Here is an 18,294-nt window from a genome sequence, read left to right as displayed (position 1 = left end):
CGGTCATTCTCTGTAATTTCGCCATCATGCTTGTCAGTTTGTAAATAATAAACTGTCAACCTATATCAGGACAAGACAAAGCTCCCTAGTCCCTATACCTTACTCCCTTCCTCCCCTGTATACCTGAAAAATAACACCTTTTATTTGCTTGTTTAAACCGTTACGATTACTATTGTAAAAAGCAAATGCCATGGCCGGCCATCGGTTTCCGATTGGTAAATGAATGCTTATTATGAACCTTAATATAAATATGATGAAAAAAAATCTCACAACGTTAATCAGTCTTTTCATTTTTTTATTTACGCATGCGCAACAACAAGGAGCTTTCAATGGCCTTGACATGAACTTGGGTACACTTTCTAAATTATCCGATGCAAAAACCCGCTCCATCAGTCCAGAGAACTTTTCTGGTGCGAAAGGCAAAGGGGGTATGGCCGACCCGGTGAGGCAGGCCGGTCAGCGCAACATAGCCAATTCAGCTTCCCAGGCGCGGGAATTAGGTATTGGCTGGAAAGTGAATCCTTATATTACAATCAATGGGGGCGAGACCTTTACCATTGCAGAGATGGAAGGGCCGGGTGCGGTTCAGCATATTTGGATGACGCCCACCGGCAATTGGAGTTATTCGATTATCCGTTTCTATTGGGATGATGAAACCGAACCCTCGATTGAAGCTCCTGTGGGTGCTTTTTTCGGAATGGCGTGGAACGAGTTTGCTCCCTTGAGTTCCATGGCCATTACGGTGAACCCCGGTAGTGCATTCAATTGCTACTGGAAAATGCCCTTTCGAAAAAAATGTAGGATTACGGTCGAAAATATCAACAGCGAACCGATGAATCTATATTATCAGGTAGATTATACCTTAACCGAGGTAGGTGATGAGGAAGCGTATCTGCATGCACAATATCGCCGTTCGAACCCCAATTCCACTTCCCTTCATACCATCTTAGATGGGATCAAAGGAAAAGGACATTATGTAGGCACCTATATGGCCGTTGGCGTGAATAACAACGGTTGGTGGGGCGAGGGCGAGATTAAATTCTTTATGGATGGCGATAAGGATTTCGCCACTATTGTAGGCACAGGGACGGAGGATTACTTTTGCGGTTCTTATAATTTTGAAAACAAAAAGACCCATCAGTATCAGGAATATTGTACTCCTTTTGCTGGCCTGCACCAAGTTATTCGGCCCGACGGCGTATATAATGCGCAACAGCGTTTTGGCATGTATCGCTGGCATATCATGGATCCGATTCGTTTTGATAGCGATCTGAAAGTTACGATCCAAGACTTGGGTTGGCGCTCCGAAGGGCGGTATTTGCCGCAGCAATCGGATATCATTACCGTGGCTTTTTGGTATCAGCGCGAACCGCATGCCCGTTTTCCAAAACTGCCGACTAAGAATGAGTTGGAAGTCAATTGACAGTCGGCTAGGTTCATTTGTGGAGTAGCTACATTGAATTGGCGGTTGTCGGTTAAAATAGCTCAATACTATGCTAATATAGTTGGATTGATTTCGGTCCCGTATGTGTATCTATGCATAAACCGAATTTATTATGAGAACCTGTATGTTAGTGCTATTACTTATTGGATATTTTGTCTCGTCCACCCGTGCGCAATCCGCGACGGAAACACCGCAGTGGGCACAGGAAAGTCAAACGCAAAAGGAACAACGTATGGCCTGGTGGAGGCACGATCGCTTCGGGATGTTTATCCACTGGGGCTTGTACGCCGTACCGGCCCGGCATGAATGGGTGCAGCAAAGGGAACAAACGAGTGCCGAAGCGTATAAGGAAAAGTATTTCAATGTATTCGATCCGGATTTATATAACCCAAAAGAATGGGCGGCCTATGCCAAGGAGGCCGGAATGAAATACGTTGTACTGACGGCTCGGCATCATGAAGGTTTTAGCTTATGGAATACGAAGTTGAGTGATTACAAAGCGCCCAATACGCCTGCTAAAAAGGATCTGTTGAAGCCTTTTGTTGAAGCTTGTAGGGAGGCCGGCTTGAAAGTAGGCTTTTACTATTCGTTGATCGACTGGCATCATCCAGACTTTACGATCGATGGCACCCACGCTTTACGGAATAACAAAGAGGCGAGGGCCGGTAACGATAAGCGCGATATGAGTAAATATCGGCAGTTTATGAAAGATCAGCTGACCGAATTACTCACCGATTACGGTAAAATCGATCTGCTGTTCTACGATTTCTCCTATCCCGGTCCCGACGGCAAGGGACATGATGATTGGGACAGTGAAGGTATTTTGAAGTTGACCAGAAAATTGCAGCCTGATATCATTGTAAATGATCGCCTGGACCTGAACCATACGGAGTGGGGCTGGGACTACAAGACACCCGAGCAGTTTATGCCGAGCAAATGGCCAGAGGTGAACGGTAAACGGGTACCTTGGGAGACCTGTCAGACCTTCTCCGGTTCTTGGGGCTACCATCGCGATGAAAATACTTGGAAAAGCACGAACCAACTGATCGCTATGTTGATCGAAGTCGTAAGTAAAGGCGGAAATCTATTGTTAAATGTAGGGCCAACTGCCAGAGGGTATTTTGACGATCGTGCCACCGAACGTTTGGAGCGCATCGGCAAATGGATGAAATACAATAGCCGCTCCATTTATGGATGTACCGCTGCTCCGGAAGAATTTAAAAAGCCGGATAACTGTTTCCTTACCTATAATCCGGACACGAAACGTTTGTATGTACACCTGTTGCAGTGGCCGTTTAAAACTTTATATCTACCTGGTTATAAGGGCAAAGTAAAATATGCCCAGTTTTTGCATGATGGCTCGGAAGTTAAATATACCAGCCGCACAGAGCCCGGTTCCCATATGACGATTACCGCCGGGGCGGAAGACTTAATTGTTGATCTTCCCGTTGTGAAGCCAAATGTAGAAATCCCGGTTATTGAGCTTATATTGGAATAAGTCAATAAAAGAAAAGCGACCGAGCGTCGCTTTTTTTGTTTTAGATCCTCGGGTTCCTGAGTTTCCGTTTTTCTTATTTTATATCCAACGGATATTTTCAGATCGGTCAGTAAATAAGGGATGTAATTTTCCTATTAGCATTTTCTAGATCAACGCCTCTCTATTATCCCTTAGAAAGCCTGATAAAAATTGGCGATATTCTGAGACAAATTAAGTATACGTTTCAGCGGAATCATTGCTTTCTTTGTTAAGAAAACCTTTTAGCAAGCCAATAGTAAATTAACCAAATACTTAAATGATGAGGATATGTCAATAAAGCCTAAATTTCAATTGTGTCTGTTGGGTGCTCTTTTTTTTATTTGCTGTATGGCAGTAACCGGAGAGATTCATGCAGAAAAGCTTAAACATCCAGAAGAGTCGCTCAAACAAGAGAGTACATTTTTTGGAACGGTAAAGGATACTTCCGATTTGCCGTTACAAGGGGTTTCAGTCTATGTCAAAGGAAATCCGAAGATTGGGACGACTACGGATGAAAGAGGTCAATTTCGCTTACCGACAAGCGAAGTAAACGTCACATTAGTGTTCCGATACGTCGGTTATCAAGTGCGCGAGTTGGCAAACCCTCCAAAAAGCGCTATTAGTATCACCTTACAGCCAGATGAGTCAAAGTTGAGTGAAGTGGTCATTGTAGGGTATGGTACCCAAAAGAAGGAATCAGTCACCGGAGCTATATCGACAGTATCTTCGAACGACTTATCTCGATCCGTGGCTACAACAACCTCAGGTGCACTCGTTGGAAAAATCGCCGGAGTAAATAGTCGTATGCCTGATGGCCGTCCGGGAGCAGCTACGAATATCAGTATTCGCAATATGGGAAATCCACTCTATGTGATCGACGGTGTTCAGAAGGATGCTGGCCAATTTAACAATTTAGATTTTAATGATATTGAGTCGATTTCGGTTTTAAAGGACGCTTCTGCGGCTATTTATGGCGTAAGGGCGGCTAATGGTGTCATCGTTGTAACGACTAAAAAAGGAAAGAGAGGCGACAACAATTCTTTCAATGTTAACTCTTATTATGGTTTACAGAATATGTTTCGGTATCCGAAGCCCGCGGACATTTCAACTTATATAAGCAGTTACATTCAGTCGGATGCGATTACAGGGGTCGCTGATCCGCTTTATACGAAAGATGATCTCGCTAAGTGGGAACAAGGGACAGAAAAAGGATATCGACCATTCGATTGGTATGATTATATTTTAAAAACATCACCACAGGCATATATCTCGGGGAATGCGAGCGGAGGATCGGAGAAGATAAACTACTATCTAGGGTTGAGTCATTTAAGTCAAGAGTCGGTCATTCAAAACTACGGTGGCTTTTACCGCACCAATGTACAAATGAACTTGGAGGCGAGTGTGTCTGAAAAGTTGAAAATAGGCGGGAATTTAAACGGTCGAATCGAAAAAAGGCGCCAGCCAGGAGTCCCTGGCGCGGACGATACATGGCAAGCACTATTTGCTACGTACAGAAATCTGCCGACGGCGCGACCTTTCGCTAACGACAATCCGCTCTATCCGGCTCGGACCTCATCGAACACGGAGACCAACTTTGCCATGCTGAATTATGATTTGTCTGGTGAATATCAAGAGGTATGGCGTGTAATGCAGCTCAATTTTAACGCTGAATATGAATTTACTCCAAATTTGAAAGCCCGTGGGATTGTCGGATATTATTTAGCGAATAAATGGATGGACAACCAGGAGTATACTTATAAGCTATATGGATACGATGAAGCTACAGATACTTATCCTGTGGCGTTTAGTATGGATAATCCATGGCGGGAACGCTCAATCGAAAGAGTGGAAGAGATTACTACACAGTTTACTCTTACGTATAACAAGCGCTTTGGAAAACATGGATTAAATGTCTTAGGAGCTGCGGAAACAATAAAACGAGACAATCCTGACGTTTATGTACACGATCGCCCTGCTTCTAATGCGTTGAGTTTGATTTATTTTCCGACACTTGACACCTATAATGATACGGGTATTAATACCGAAGCACGTGCGGGGTTCGCTGGACGGGTCAATTATGATTACGACCAAAAATACTTGCTCGAAGTGGCGGCAAGATATGACGGCTCGTGGAAATTTCCTCCTAATCATCGGTGGGGGCTGTTCCCTTCCGTATCTGGAGGATGGCGTATTAGTAGTGAAAACTTTTGGAAGGATTCGCGAATAGGTAAAGTGTTTTCAGATCTTAAATTAAGGGCTTCTTATGGCTTATTAGGCGATGATGCCTTGGAAGACGATTGGGGGTATTATCCTTTCGACTATTTAAGCGGCTATACATATAATAATGGAGGGTCAGCATTGGATGGCCAATATATTACTGGAACGAATCCGAGAGGTTTAGCGGTGACAACCCTTTCATGGATTAGGGCACATATGTTTGATGTAGGCTTGGATTTTGCCTTATTTGATGGTAAGCTTAGTGGTTCAGTAGACTACTTTCGTCGAAAGCGAACGGGATTGCCTGCCTCAAGATATGATGTACTTATTCCCGGGGAGGCCGGGTTCTCGCTTCCCTATGAAAATCTAAACTCAGATGTTCATACAGGCGTAGATGGGTCGATCGTTTGGCGAAGCAACGTCAATCAATTAAACTACTCTGTTGGAGGAAATTTTACTTTCGCCCGCCAGTTAGATTGGCAGCAATATAAACCACGATTTGGGAACGCTTGGGATGAGTACCGAAATTCTATTACAGAACGCTATGCCTTTTTAAATTGGGGGCTACATGCGATAGGTCAGTTTGAAAGCTGGGAAGAAATTGCCAATTACCCAATTGATAACGACAGACAGGGAAACACAACATTAAGGCCAGGGGACATTAAGTATGAGGATACCAATGGCGATGGGGTTATTAATGATTTAGATCAAAGACCTATTGGATATAGGAGGGGCGGCTTACCTTACTTGAATTTTGCCCTTAACCTCGGATTACAATATAAGGGATTCGACTTTGCAGTCGATTTTACCGGTGCAGGTTATGCATCCTTTATGCCAGGCTTTGAAGCGTTGTCGCCGTTCCATGATGGAGGAAATAATCCGCAGTATTATATGGGGAATCAATGGCGGCTTTCTGATATTACCGACCCAAATAGCGAATTAATTCCAGGTAAATATCCTACTTTAATTAGGGGAAATCAATCTCACAGTAATTATTGGTACAGTGATTTTTGGATGGTGAACGTCAATTATATAAAGCTTCGAAATTTAGAGATTGGTTATAGCTTTCCTAAAAGTTGGGTCAATAAAATAGGATTGCAAAACATCCGGGTATATTCGATGATGCAGAACTTGTTTAGTATTGACAACTTAGGAGATATGAAGATAGATCCAGAGATTACAAGCGATTCTAATTTACAGTATCCAACTAATCGCGTTTTTAACCTAGGTGTTAATCTAGTATTTTAAATTAAGGAAACTTGCACGAGCTGATGTTCAGAAAACATATGAATAATATTGATCATGAAAGCATCATTTCGACTTAAAAATTATTCTGATGAAAAGATTACATAAAACCCTTATTTGTGCACTTCTCTTTTTCGGTACAAGTTGCTCAAAATTTCTTGACCGTGAGTCACAGGCCATTCTGACCGACGATCAAATATATTCGGACCTAAATATGGTCAACTCTCTTCTCGCTAACTTCTACGGACGAATTATGTGGGGTCAGAATATCACGGATAGTTATTCTTACACACTTTTAGACGAGGCGGGTGTGTCGAGTGGTGGTCCAAATAACCTCCAAAATTACGATGATGCTCAATGGCGAGTGTATGATTACACGCTTATTCGGAATCTCAACCAATTTCTCGCGGGTATTCGTTCGGAACAGGCCGCATCCTTCGATCCTAACACGCGTAATACACTTGAGGGAGAAGCACGCTTCATAAGGGCTTGGACTTACTTCAATATGTGTCGTAGTCTGGGCGGTATGCCCATAGTAGGGGATGAGGTGTTCGAATATCAGTCTGGTACAGACGTGACGACGATGCAATTTCCGCGGTCAACGGAAGCTGGCCTTTACGATTATATCATTGAAGAATGTACTCAGATTGCTACAATGTTGCCAGATGATCCGGGAACAAACACAAACGCTGCACGGGCTAATAAATGGGCAGCGCTTACATTGAAAGCCCGTGCAGCTTTATACGCCGCATCTATTGCAAAGTATAATTATAAAACACCGGACGTTAGGACTGCCGGCAATGAGGTGGGAATTCCAGCGGAGCGCGCATCGGAATATTACCAAATCGCTTATGATGCCGCACAGGAAATCATCGTTGGGGGCAGGTATAGACTGCATGACGCAAATGCTGATAAAGGAAGAAACTTCTATGAAGCTATATGCGAGAAAGGAAGTCCCGAAGTAATTTGGGCAAAGGATTATATTTACCCGGGCCAGACTCATGGCTTTACCAATAACAATATTGCCTCATCGGTGCGCGGTGATATCGATGCCAATATCATGACGCCAATACTTAACTTAGTTGAGGCCTTTGAATACGTTAACGATCGTAATGGTACGCTCAAAACAACGAATGCATCCGGAGAATACATCTATTATGATAATCCTGAGGACCTTTTCAAAGATAAAGATCCGAGATTGTACGGGACGGTAATCTACTCAGGTGCTGATTTTAGAGGAATGACGATCACCTATCAGGCAGGCGTTAAATACTTGGAAAATGGTCGATGGGAAACTATTACTGCTTCTCCCGGTGCTTCCAATGCGGCTTATGGTGGCGTTATAACAAGTATCGATGGCCCTACGACGAACAGCGATCAATATGTAAATAAAACCGGATTTAATGTGCGGAAGTTCATCGACGAGAATCGTGATGCTTCAACCCGCGGTAGAGGAAGTGATATGTGGTTTGTAAGGATGCGTTACGCAGAAGTTTTAATGATAGCAGCTGAGGCAGCGCTAGAATTAGGTAGGCCACAAAGTGAAGTCGCAGGATATATTAATCAAATCAGAGGCAGAGCAGGTATTCAAGAGCTGACACAAATAAGCTTACAGGATATCATACAGGAAAGGAGGGTAGAATTCGCTTTTGAGGACCATCGCTGGTGGGATTTAAAGCGATTGCGGGTAGCGCATGAAATATGGAATGGTGATGCCAACAACTATGCCGCAACTCATTATGCACTTTTTCCTTATCGGATCTATGCTCCGGGAAATCCTAATCATGGTAAGTGGGTCTTTGATAAACAGCGAGCGAGCCATTCGCTTTATCCTAGAAACTTTAGGTATCAAAATTATTATTCCTTTATCGACCAAGGATGGATCAACAGCAACCCTAAAATGGTAAGAAATCCATATCAGTAAATTCCTATGAAAAAGCTAATAACAACTATACAAATTCTTTCCATATTACTTGTATTGGTATCTTGTGGAAAAGACAACTATGACGCGCCGGCCTCTCAATTGCGTGGATATGCGACTTATAACGGTCAACCCATCGGTGTGAGAGGTTCAAATCAGTCTGTTTACTTACAACTTTGGCAAGATGGTTACCCATTAAAGACGCCCATTAACGTTTATTTAACGCAAGATGGAAGTTTCGCAGCACAGTTATTCGATGGAACGTATAAATTGGTAAGTACTAATGGTAACGGGCCGTGGGTTAGTAAACAGGATACGATTATTGTACAAATAAGCGGAAATACAAGCATGGATTATCCGGTGACTCCATATTATGTTCTTCAAAACATTCAGTATCAATTGGATAATGATGTGTTGCGTGCCTCGTTCGATATAATCGGGGTAGAGGAATCGAGGGGCGTTGAGTACGTTTCATTAATGGTTAATGACACAAAGTTTGTCGACTTTGGCCAACAAACGGGTCGAATTGAGAATCGGGATGTCGATGGAAATCATATAGTTCTCGAACTGAATGTTGGAAGTCAACTTCAAACATCTAAAGCCCTGTTTGCTCGAGTAGGCTTAAAGATTAATGGTATTACGGAAGGAATATACGATCCGAATACCGTACAGATAAAATAGCAAGGCATGAATTCAGTAGCTAAAGCGGTCATTATTGTATTTTTTCTCTTTTCGGTTTTCAGCACTAGTCTTGCTCAGAAATCGGAGCGGATCGACAACGTGAACCGCCCCGATACAAGCGTATCCAATAAGCATTATGTCTCCAATCGCAAACCTTTGCGGTCTACCTACTTCGTAAAACTACCTGTCGGTTCCATACAGCCGAAGGGATGGCTGCGGAAATACTTAGACCTCCAACGCGACGGGCTAACCGGACATTTAGGCGAAATTAGCGCTTGGCTGGCCAAGAAAAACAATGCTTGGCTAAGTAAAGATGGAAGTGGCGACCATGGTTGGGAGGAAGTGCCTTATTGGTTAAAGGGTTATGCAAATCTCGGTTATATTTTAAAGGACGAACAGATTATCCAGGAAGCGAAAACCTGGCTTAACGCAGCCTTGGAAAGTCAGCGGGACGACGGATACTTCGGCCCGCTGATCTTGAAAGAAGGCAAACCGGATCTGTGGGGCAATATGATTATGCTGTGGTGCTTACAGTCGTATTATGAATACAGCAAGGACGAACGCGTGCTGCCCTTTATGGAGCGGTATTTCGCCTGGCAGAATCAGCTTCCGGAAGATCAGCTGCTAAAGGACTATTGGGAAAACAGTCGCGGAGGAGATAACCTATATAGCATCTATTGGCTATATAATCGGACTGAAGGTAAGGAATGGCTATTGGAGTTGGCCAAGAAAATTCACCGTAATACGGCCGATTGGAAACAACAGAATAACCTCCCAAATTGGCATAACGTCAATATCGCTCAATGCTTTCGGGAACCGGCTACATATTATCTGCAAACAGGTGACCCTACTGATTTGGAAGCAACTTACCGCAATTTCCACTTGATACGCGAACGCTTTGGAAACGTGCCGGGAGGGATGTTTGGTGCGGATGAAAATGCACGGGAAGGCTATACGGATCCCCGTCAAGGGGTGGAAACCTGTGGCATGGTGGAGCAAATGGCTTCGGATGAATTGCTAATGGGCATTACCGGCGATCCTTTTTGGGCTGATCATGCCGAGGAGGTGGCTTTTAATACTTATCCCGCTGCAGTGATGCCTGATTTTAAGGCCTTGCGCTATATTACAAGTCCGAATATGTCTATCAGCGATAGCAAAAATCATCACCCGGGGATCGACAATAAGGGCCCCTTTTTGATGATGAATCCGTTTAGCTCGAGGTGCTGTCAACATAACCACGCGCAAGGATGGCCTTATTATGCAGAACATGTGTTTATGGCCACACCCGATAATGGCTTGGCTGCTCTGCTCTTTGCCGAGGCGGAGGTGACAGCCAAAGTGGCGGATGGACAAGAAGTTAGGATCGAGTCGGTCGGCCATTATCCCTTTGACGAGCAGGTCTCTTTTACGGTACATACAACGGGCCCGGTACACTTCCCTTATTATATCCGGATTCCAAATTGGTGCGATCAGGCGGGCGTATTGGTTAATGGTAAACCGGTGAAGCAAAGCTTTAAACCGGGATCTTATGTTAAAATAGACAGGACATGGAAAGAGGGGGATGAGATCACCCTCACGTTGCCGATGGAACTGCGGGTTAAAAAATGGGAGGATAATAAAAATAGTGTCAGCATCAATCGAGGGCCACTGACTTATTCATTAAAAATTCAAGAGCAATATTTAAAGAAAGATAGCAAGGCTTCGGCCATTGGCGACTCGAAGTGGCAGGAGAGTGCAGACCCGGAAAAGTGGCCTTCCTTTGAGATTTTACCTGCGTCGGCATGGAATTATGGCTTATTGAATGCTGATCGGCAGCCGGAGGAATGGATCGAAGTGATTCACAAAGAATGGCCGAAGGATAATTTCCCTTTTACACCTGAAAATGCACCAATTGGATTAAAAGTTAAAGGTAAGCAGACTCCTTCGTGGAAAATAGACCAGTATGGTCTAACAGATGTCTTACCGCTAAGTCCGGTAAAGGTATCAACTGAAGAGGAAGAGTTGGAATTGATACCGATGGGCGCAGCAAGGCTACGAATCAGTGCCTTTCCGGTTATAGAGTAGCATTGGGAATTGTCAACTATCAGTTGTCAGTTGCCGGTTGCGAGTTGCCGGTTGCGAGTTGCCGGTTGTCAGCTGCCAAAGTCGAAATGGGCTTATAGCCTAAGGCCCTGAGCTTACAGCTGTAAATAATGACTAAAACAAACAATAAATAATAGAAAGGCCTTTTAAAAACACGTTATTACAATGAAAACAAACACCATGCTTAGTGCGCTGATCATCTGCTTCGCTTTCCTATCGAGTTGTAGAGGCGGGACAGATAAGCAGGTATCGGAAGGAAAGAAACAACAATTAAGGGCACCGGCCTATCCGTTGATTACCCACGATCCTTATTTCAGCATCTGGTCTTTTGGAGATACGTTGAATGCGCAAGCTACTAAACATTGGACAGGGGAAGAGCAACCCTTAATAGTCCTCGCCAAGGTGGATGGTAAAGTCTATCAATTGGCAAGTAATGCCATTTCATTGTTAGATGAAGTGCTGCCAACGGCACAAAAGAGACCCTATGAGGTTCGTTATACCTATGACGAGCCGGGGACTGGCTGGGAAACACCGGATTTTGACGGGGCTTCATGGAAGACAGGAACGGCACCCTTTGGCGATAACTCGGTCGATAATCCCATGAAAGCAGCTTCACGTTACGATCAGGAAATCTGGTATAGAAGGGATTTTACGCTGGAAGAAATGCCTGGCAATCCCAAATTGCTTATTAGTCACGACGACGCCGTTCAGGTCTTTATCAATGGTGTCTTGGCCTATGAGGATCCAAATTTTATTCTCGATTACGGGCAAAGGGATATCCGTGTTGAAGCGTTAAAAGCACTGAAGAAAGGCAAAAACACACTCGCGGTTCATTGCCGAAACGATCGGGGAGGCGCCTTTATCGATGTTGGTTTGGTACAGGAGAAGAAGCTGCTCGATGCAGAGCCTGCTAAGCAGACGGCGGTTCATCTAACGGCAACACAAACCGCGTATTCCTTCGATGCCGGCGGAATGACGATTGACCTGACATTTACTTCTCCTTTATTGATGGATCAATTGGAAGTGCTGGCGCGTCCTGCATCTTACCTTACCTTTAAGTCGGCACCAAATGACGGTAAAAAGCATGATGTAAAAATCTGGTTTGCACTCTCCGGAAAAGTAAGCAGCGACAAAGCTAATCAGGAAGTGAAAGTTGACGTTGAAGATCATGCTCAACTGTTAGTACAATCCGTCGGAACGACGAGCCAGGAGCTGTTGGGCAAGAAAGGCGATAACGTGCGGATTGATTGGGGCAAAGCTTATATTGCCGCAGCGAAAAAGGCATCGATTCGATCAACGCCGAATACCTTGCAAGGCCTGGTGGCCGCTGTTGCGCAAAAAGGTACGGCTACAGAGACGAAAATCGGTTCTGCTGCCGACATGCTGATTGGCGTGGAGATGGCCTTGGGGGAAGTGTCGGACGCTGTTTCTGAACAGGTGGTGATAGCTTATGATGACGAATATTCGGTGCAATATTTTGGAAAGAACCTGCGTCCGTGGTGGCGCCGGGATAATAAGACCCATGCGCTGGATATGATTCAAGCGGCGGCGAACGATTACGATCGCCTGATGCAGGCTTGTCAATCCTTTGATGCAAAATTATCGGCTGACGCCAAAAAGGCCGGTGGAGCGCAATATGCTGATCTATGTAACTTGGCCTATCGGCAAGCGATTGCTGCGCACAAGGTGGTTGCAAATACGAATGGCGAATTGCTCTTCTTCTCCAAAGAGAACTTTTCGAACGGTTCCATCGGAACGGTGGATGTGACTTACCCTTCTGCACCGCTTTTTGTGCTGTACAACACCGAATTAGCGAAAGGCTTGCTTCGGTTCATTTTTGAATATTCGGAAAGTGGTCGATGGAAAAAGCCTTTTCCGGCACATGATGTCGGGACCTATCCTTTGGCGAATGGCCAGACCTACGGAGAAGATATGCCTGTGGAAGAGGCTGGAAACATGATTACATTAACTGCAGCGATTGCGTTACGGGAGGACGATGCCGGTTTTGCGGAAAAGCATTGGGAGACCTTAACGACCTGGACCGATTTCTTGAAAAAAGAAGGGCTCGATCCGGCGAATCAGCTTTGTACGGATGACTTTGCCGGACACCTCGCGCGTAATGCAAATTTGTCGGTGAAAGCGATTATGGGGATTGCCTCTTATGCTAAGTTGGCGGAGATGTTGAAAAAGGATGAGGTGGCGAAGGAACATTTCGAACTGGCCAGAGAAATGGCGAGGGAATGGATGAAATTGGCTGATAATGGGAATCATTATACGCTGGCTTTCGGCCAAAAGGATACGTGGAGCCAAAAGTACAACCTCATTTGGGACAAATTATTGAAGTTGGACATTTTTCCGGCGGAAGTGGTAGAAAAGGAGATCGCTTACTATAAAACGAAACAGCAGACCTACGGCTTGCCTTTGGACAGTAGAAAGACTTATACCAAGTCTGATTGGATCTTATGGACCGCTACCCTCGCTGATGATGCTGATTTTGAAACCTTCGTAAACCCGGTGTGGAAATTTGCCAATGAAACGCCAGATCGTATTCCGTTGAGTGACTGGCATGAAACAAGCGATGGGAAATCCGTTGGCTTCCGCGCACGCTCGGTTGTTGGTGGCTATTTTATAAAAATGCTGGAAGAGGAAATGGCCCGGTAGTGATTAATTAGTGGGTAGTAGTTTATTAGCCAATTGGCATTAAACGGTAAAGCATAAAGCTTATGGCCTAGCGCTTAAAGCCATTTTGAGACAATATAAAGAAAAATTGACACGGCCTTTGTTGGTTTATCGTTCCATAATCGTTTCCTTTGGTGAGGGGATGTTCCCTCAGCGCTGATAAACCAATTTCCAAATCGATATGAAGCTATTAACGTTATCAAGCATTTCATTCGTTCTATCCAAGGGCTGGCTGATGAGCTGTTGTCCAGCTGGCAATGGTCCTGATCGAGGAAAGGAAGTCGTATTTATCAATCGCTTACCCGAACAACGAATTAATAATTTATTTACATATAAACGAAGGTATGACACGTAAACTGATTTTTGGATCCTTACTTTTCATTAGTTCGCAGCTTGCTGTGGCGCAAGATGTATCATGGAAGCCTGTTGGCGATAAAATTATGTCCCCCTGGGCGGAAAAAGTAAATCCGAAAGAAACGCTAAAGGAATATCCACGGCCACAGCTGGTGCGCAAAGGTTGGCAAAACTTGAACGGTCTTTGGCAATATGCCATTACCCCAAAAGCAGAACAGAACATTCCCTCCAATTTCCAGGGGGAAATTCTAGTGCCTTTTGCCGTTGAATCGGCCTTGTCGGGTGTAGGTAAGACCGTTGGAAAGGATCAGGCCTTATGGTATAAAAACACAATCAAGCTCGATCAGGTGAACACAAAAGAGGATGTATTGCTGCATTTTGGAGCGGTAGATTGGGAATGTGATGTCTATGTGAACGGCCAAAAAGTGGGCAGTCACCAAGGAGGCTTTGATCCCTTTTATTTTAATATCAGCAAACACCTCAAGAAGGGAAAAACGCAAGAAATAGCCATTCGGGTTTGGGACCCAACGGACGAAGGGCCGCAGCCTCGCGGTAAGCAGGTTGTTAATCCGGAGGGCATTTGGTATACGCCGGTTACCGGTATATGGCAAACTGTTTGGTTGGAAAATGTTCCGAAAACCTATGTTGCGCATACCAAACAGACACCAGATTTAGATAGCAAATCGTTGAAGGTTGCTGCACAGGTAGAAGGCAGCAAAAGTGGCGATCAAGTAAAGGTGGTGGCGCTCGATGGCGGTAAGGTGCTGGCTGAGCAGACTGTAACTGTGGGAACAGAAGCAAGTCTATCTATACCAAATGCGCAGGCATGGTCGCCAACCAGCCCCAAACTCTACAACTTACAGGTTTCGCTACTTCGAAAAGGCAAGGTAGTCGATGAGGTGGAGAGCTATTTTGCTATGCGTAAGATCTCGATGGAAAAAGACAGTAAAGGAGTTCAACGCTTGCTGTTAAACAACGAGTTTGTCTTTCAGTATGGGCCTTTAGATCAGGGATGGTGGCCAGATGGTCTGTATACCGCTCCAACCGATGAGGCCTTGTTGTTCGATATCGTGAAAACAAAGGAAATGGGCTTCAATATGATTCGTAAACACATCAAAGTGGAGCCCGCCCGTTGGTACCGTTACTGTGATAGCGTAGGTTTACTGGTATGGCAAGATATGCCGAGTGGTGATTTAGGAGGAAACCGTTGGGATAATCATCCGGGGCAGCTCTCCGGATATAACTTAGATAAAGAGCGTTCTGCTGAATCGGAAGCTTATCATCGTAAAGAATGGAAGGCTATTATGGATGCCTTGCACAATTTCCCGAGTATCGTTGTATGGGTTCCATTTAACGAGGCATGGGGACAGTTTAAAACGAAGGAAATTACCGAATGGACGATGCAATATGATCCGTCGCGCTTGGTTAACAGTGCCAGTGGAGGTAATTTCTTGAATACCGGTCACATATTGGATATTCACCATTACCCCGATCCATCGATGCCCGATCCGAGGTTATTTGGAGAAAAGCAAGTGCTGGTGCTCGGCGAGTTCGGCGGTCTAGGCCTACCAATTGAAGGGCATACCTGGCAGGAGAAGAACAACTGGGGATACCAAAGCTTCAAGAACAAGGATGAATTGCTGAAGCGTTATACCAAACTGATTGAAGACTTAAAACGCTTGATCCCGCTAGGACTATCGGCTGGTGTGTACACGCAAACGACCGATGTAGAGGTAGAGACTAATGGCATGATGACCTACGATCGGAAAGTGATTAAAATTCCTGAAACACAATTGAATCAGGTGCATCAAACCTTATATCAGCAGTCTATCCAATAAGGATAGCATGACGGGGAAGCTAAAAGGTGCTATCTTTTCATGATGGGTTTTTAGCTTCCTCTATTTAAAAGATGGATATGAAAATAAAACGATATGTGTGCATCATGCTAAGCTGTGTAGCTTTCGCATGTAATAACAGCCCTAAAGAAAACCAAAGCGGCGCAACGGATTCTAGGGATACAACGGAATTCGGCGGGGAGATGGATGGAAAAGCAGTGAAACTGTATACGCTTAGTAATGGAAAAGGGTTGACGGCGACCATCACCAATTACGGCGGAAGGGTAGTCAGTTTAACCGTGCCGGATAAAAACGGTAAGCCGGTAGATGTGGTTTTGGGCTTTGCTTCGGCGGCGCAATATCGGGCTTCGACTGAACCGTATTATGGTGCGACCATCGGGCGCGTTGGGAATCGGATCGCGAAGGGAAAGTTTGAGCTGGACGGCAAATCATATAGCATCTTTACGAATAATGGACAGAATACCTTACATGGAGGTAAAAAAGGATTTCAGGATGTTGTATGGGAGGCGGAACAATCGAGCGATTCCTCCCTCGTGTTGCGCTACCATTCGCCGGACGGAGAAGAGAACTTTCCCGGAAACCTGGATATTAAAGTGACTTATACCGCAACCGCCAATAACGGCTTGCGATTCGATTATGAGGCAACAACCGACAAGCGGACGCCTGTCAACCTAACCAATCATGCGTTCTTTAACTTAAATGGTGAAGGTGCTGGCACCATTAATAATCATCTCTTACAAATAAATGCCGATCAATTTACGCCCGTAGACAGCACGCTGATTCCTTTGGGCAAGCAGGCCGCTGTGAAGAACACGCCGTTCGATTTCACAACAGCACAAACCATTGGCAGCAGGGTGGATCAAAACGATGAGCAATTGCAATTCGGTGGTGGCTATGACCATAATTTTGTGTTGAACAAAGGGCGTAAATACGGACTGGCCGCGACGGTGACCGGAGATAAGAGCGGTATCGTGATGCAGATCTTCACCGATCAGCCCGGACTGCAATTTTATGGAGGTAATTTTATGAAAGGGCAGAACAGCTTAAAAAGTGGTGTTAAGGATGATTACCGCACCTCCATTGCTTTGGAGACGCAGCATTTTCCGGATGCGGTGAATCAGCCTAATTTTCCATCTATTATCTTGGATCCGGGTAAGGTGTACAAAACGAGCTCGGAATACGTCTTTTCGGTCGTAAAATAAATAGCTATGCGGACATTTCTCAAGCTTTCTTTACTTTGTCTCGCTTTTGAATGTGCTGCACAGCAGCCGGATCATTTGAGGAGCAAGGGCCTAAGTCTTCCTTATAGCAATCCGGTTTTCGAACCTGTATTAGCGGACCCCTCCATAATACGGGATTCGAAAACCGGCTTGTTTTATGCGTTTGGGACGGCCGACGATTGGGGTGATGGTGCCGGTCAACGCTTGGTGCCGATGTTACAATCGGCGGATTTAACTCATTGGCATTATGTGAAGGATGCGTTGAAGCAGAAACCACAATGGAAAGGAAAGGGCGGGATTTGGGCGCCGGATGTGAATCGCGTAAATGGTAAATATTATATGTATTATGCCTTTTCTACTTGGGGAGATCCGGATCCGGGAATTGGGCTGGCAATTGCCGATTCCTTGAATGGCGATTTCATAGACCAAGGGAAGGTCTTTTCGAGTGTAGAAGTGGATGTCCCCAATTCAATCGATCCTTGTTTTTTTGAAGATAACGGAAAAAAATACCTTTTCTGGGGAAGCTTCAGTGACCTGCCAACACAAGGAACCTATGCCATTGAGCTTAGTGAAGATGGTAGGATGGTTGTCGATATCGACAAAAAAACGAAGATCGCCGCGGGCGATTGGGAGGCGGTTATGATTCACAAAAGAGGCGAATATTATTATTTCTTTGGATCAAAAGGGTCTTGTTGCGAAGGATTAAACAGCAAGTATCACGTGCTGGTTGGACGATCGACGCAACTGCTTGGCCCTTATTTGGATAAAGAGGGACAACCCATCACCGAAAGAGGACGCGGTACCCTATTAATTCAAGGGAATGAGCAATTTGTAGGAACGGGGCATAACGCGCCCATTATTACAGACGATAAAGGGCAGGATTGGTTTTTGTATCATGGCTTCGATGCCCGCAAGGGAAAGTTAACCAATGGTACCAATCGCAGGGTCTTACTGATGGATCGCTTGTATTGGAAGGATGGTTGGCCTGAAATAAAGGGACAGGGAGCCTCTGCTGCCTCGCAAGAGGCGCCGGTTTTTAACGCTAAATAAGACGCAAAGCTGTCTAAAAAGTATTAAGT

Annotated in this window: 10 protein-coding genes; all 10 read left to right on the top strand. The window is 44.9% G+C overall.

Annotated elements, in window-relative coordinates; genetic code table 11:
• Positions 1–232 precede the first annotated feature (232 nt).
• Positions 233–1,423 carry a glycoside hydrolase family 172 protein gene (locus EPX21_RS14590; protein ID WP_206106082.1) on the top strand — a complete coding sequence of 397 codons (1,191 nt, stop codon included), beginning with the start codon at positions 233–235 and terminating at the stop codon, positions 1,421–1,423.
• Positions 1,424–1,556: 133 nt separating this feature from the next.
• Entirely contained in the window at positions 1,557–2,942 is a 1,386-nt protein-coding gene (locus EPX21_RS14585) for an alpha-L-fucosidase (protein ID WP_134090427.1), read from the top strand.
• 306 nt (positions 2,943–3,248) lie between these two features.
• Positions 3,249–6,425, top strand: a complete 3,177-nt coding sequence (locus EPX21_RS14580) for a TonB-dependent receptor (protein ID WP_134090426.1) — start codon at positions 3,249–3,251, stop codon at positions 6,423–6,425.
• A gap of 88 nt (positions 6,426–6,513) precedes the next feature.
• The gene (locus tag EPX21_RS14575; protein WP_134090425.1) at positions 6,514–8,346 is read left to right on the top strand and encodes a RagB/SusD family nutrient uptake outer membrane protein; all 1,833 of its coding nucleotides are present in this window, start codon (positions 6,514–6,516) and stop codon (positions 8,344–8,346) included.
• A gap of 6 nt (positions 8,347–8,352) precedes the next feature.
• Complete coding sequence (locus EPX21_RS14570) at positions 8,353–9,024, top strand: DUF3823 domain-containing protein (protein ID WP_134090424.1); 672 nt, start codon at positions 8,353–8,355, stop codon at positions 9,022–9,024.
• Between the two features lie 6 nt (positions 9,025–9,030).
• Positions 9,031–11,088, top strand: coding sequence for a beta-L-arabinofuranosidase domain-containing protein (locus EPX21_RS14565; RefSeq protein WP_134090423.1), 2,058 nt, complete (start codon positions 9,031–9,033; stop codon positions 11,086–11,088).
• Positions 11,089–11,271: 183 nt separating this feature from the next.
• The gene (locus EPX21_RS14560; protein WP_134090422.1) at positions 11,272–13,767 is read left to right on the top strand and encodes a glutaminase family protein; all 2,496 of its coding nucleotides are present in this window, start codon (positions 11,272–11,274) and stop codon (positions 13,765–13,767) included.
• Positions 13,768–14,129: 362 nt separating this feature from the next.
• Positions 14,130–15,977 (top strand): glycoside hydrolase family 2 protein, encoded by a 1,848-nt coding sequence (locus tag EPX21_RS14555; protein ID WP_134090421.1) that lies wholly within the window; start codon positions 14,130–14,132, stop codon positions 15,975–15,977.
• Between the two features lie 77 nt (positions 15,978–16,054).
• The gene (locus tag EPX21_RS14550) at positions 16,055–17,197 is read left to right on the top strand and encodes an aldose epimerase family protein (RefSeq protein ID WP_134090420.1); all 1,143 of its coding nucleotides are present in this window, start codon (positions 16,055–16,057) and stop codon (positions 17,195–17,197) included.
• 6 nt (positions 17,198–17,203) lie between these two features.
• Positions 17,204–18,265 (top strand): family 43 glycosylhydrolase, encoded by a 1,062-nt coding sequence (locus EPX21_RS14545; protein WP_134090419.1) that lies wholly within the window; start codon positions 17,204–17,206, stop codon positions 18,263–18,265.
• The last annotated feature ends 29 nt before the right edge of the window (positions 18,266–18,294 follow it).

The sequence above is a fragment of the Olivibacter sp. XZL3 genome, assembly GCF_004368405.1.
In the GTDB taxonomy this organism is placed as follows: domain Bacteria; phylum Bacteroidota; class Bacteroidia; order Sphingobacteriales; family Sphingobacteriaceae; genus Olivibacter.
Note: the sequence above shows the minus strand (reverse complement) of the source record. Positions and strands in the feature narration are given on the sequence as shown.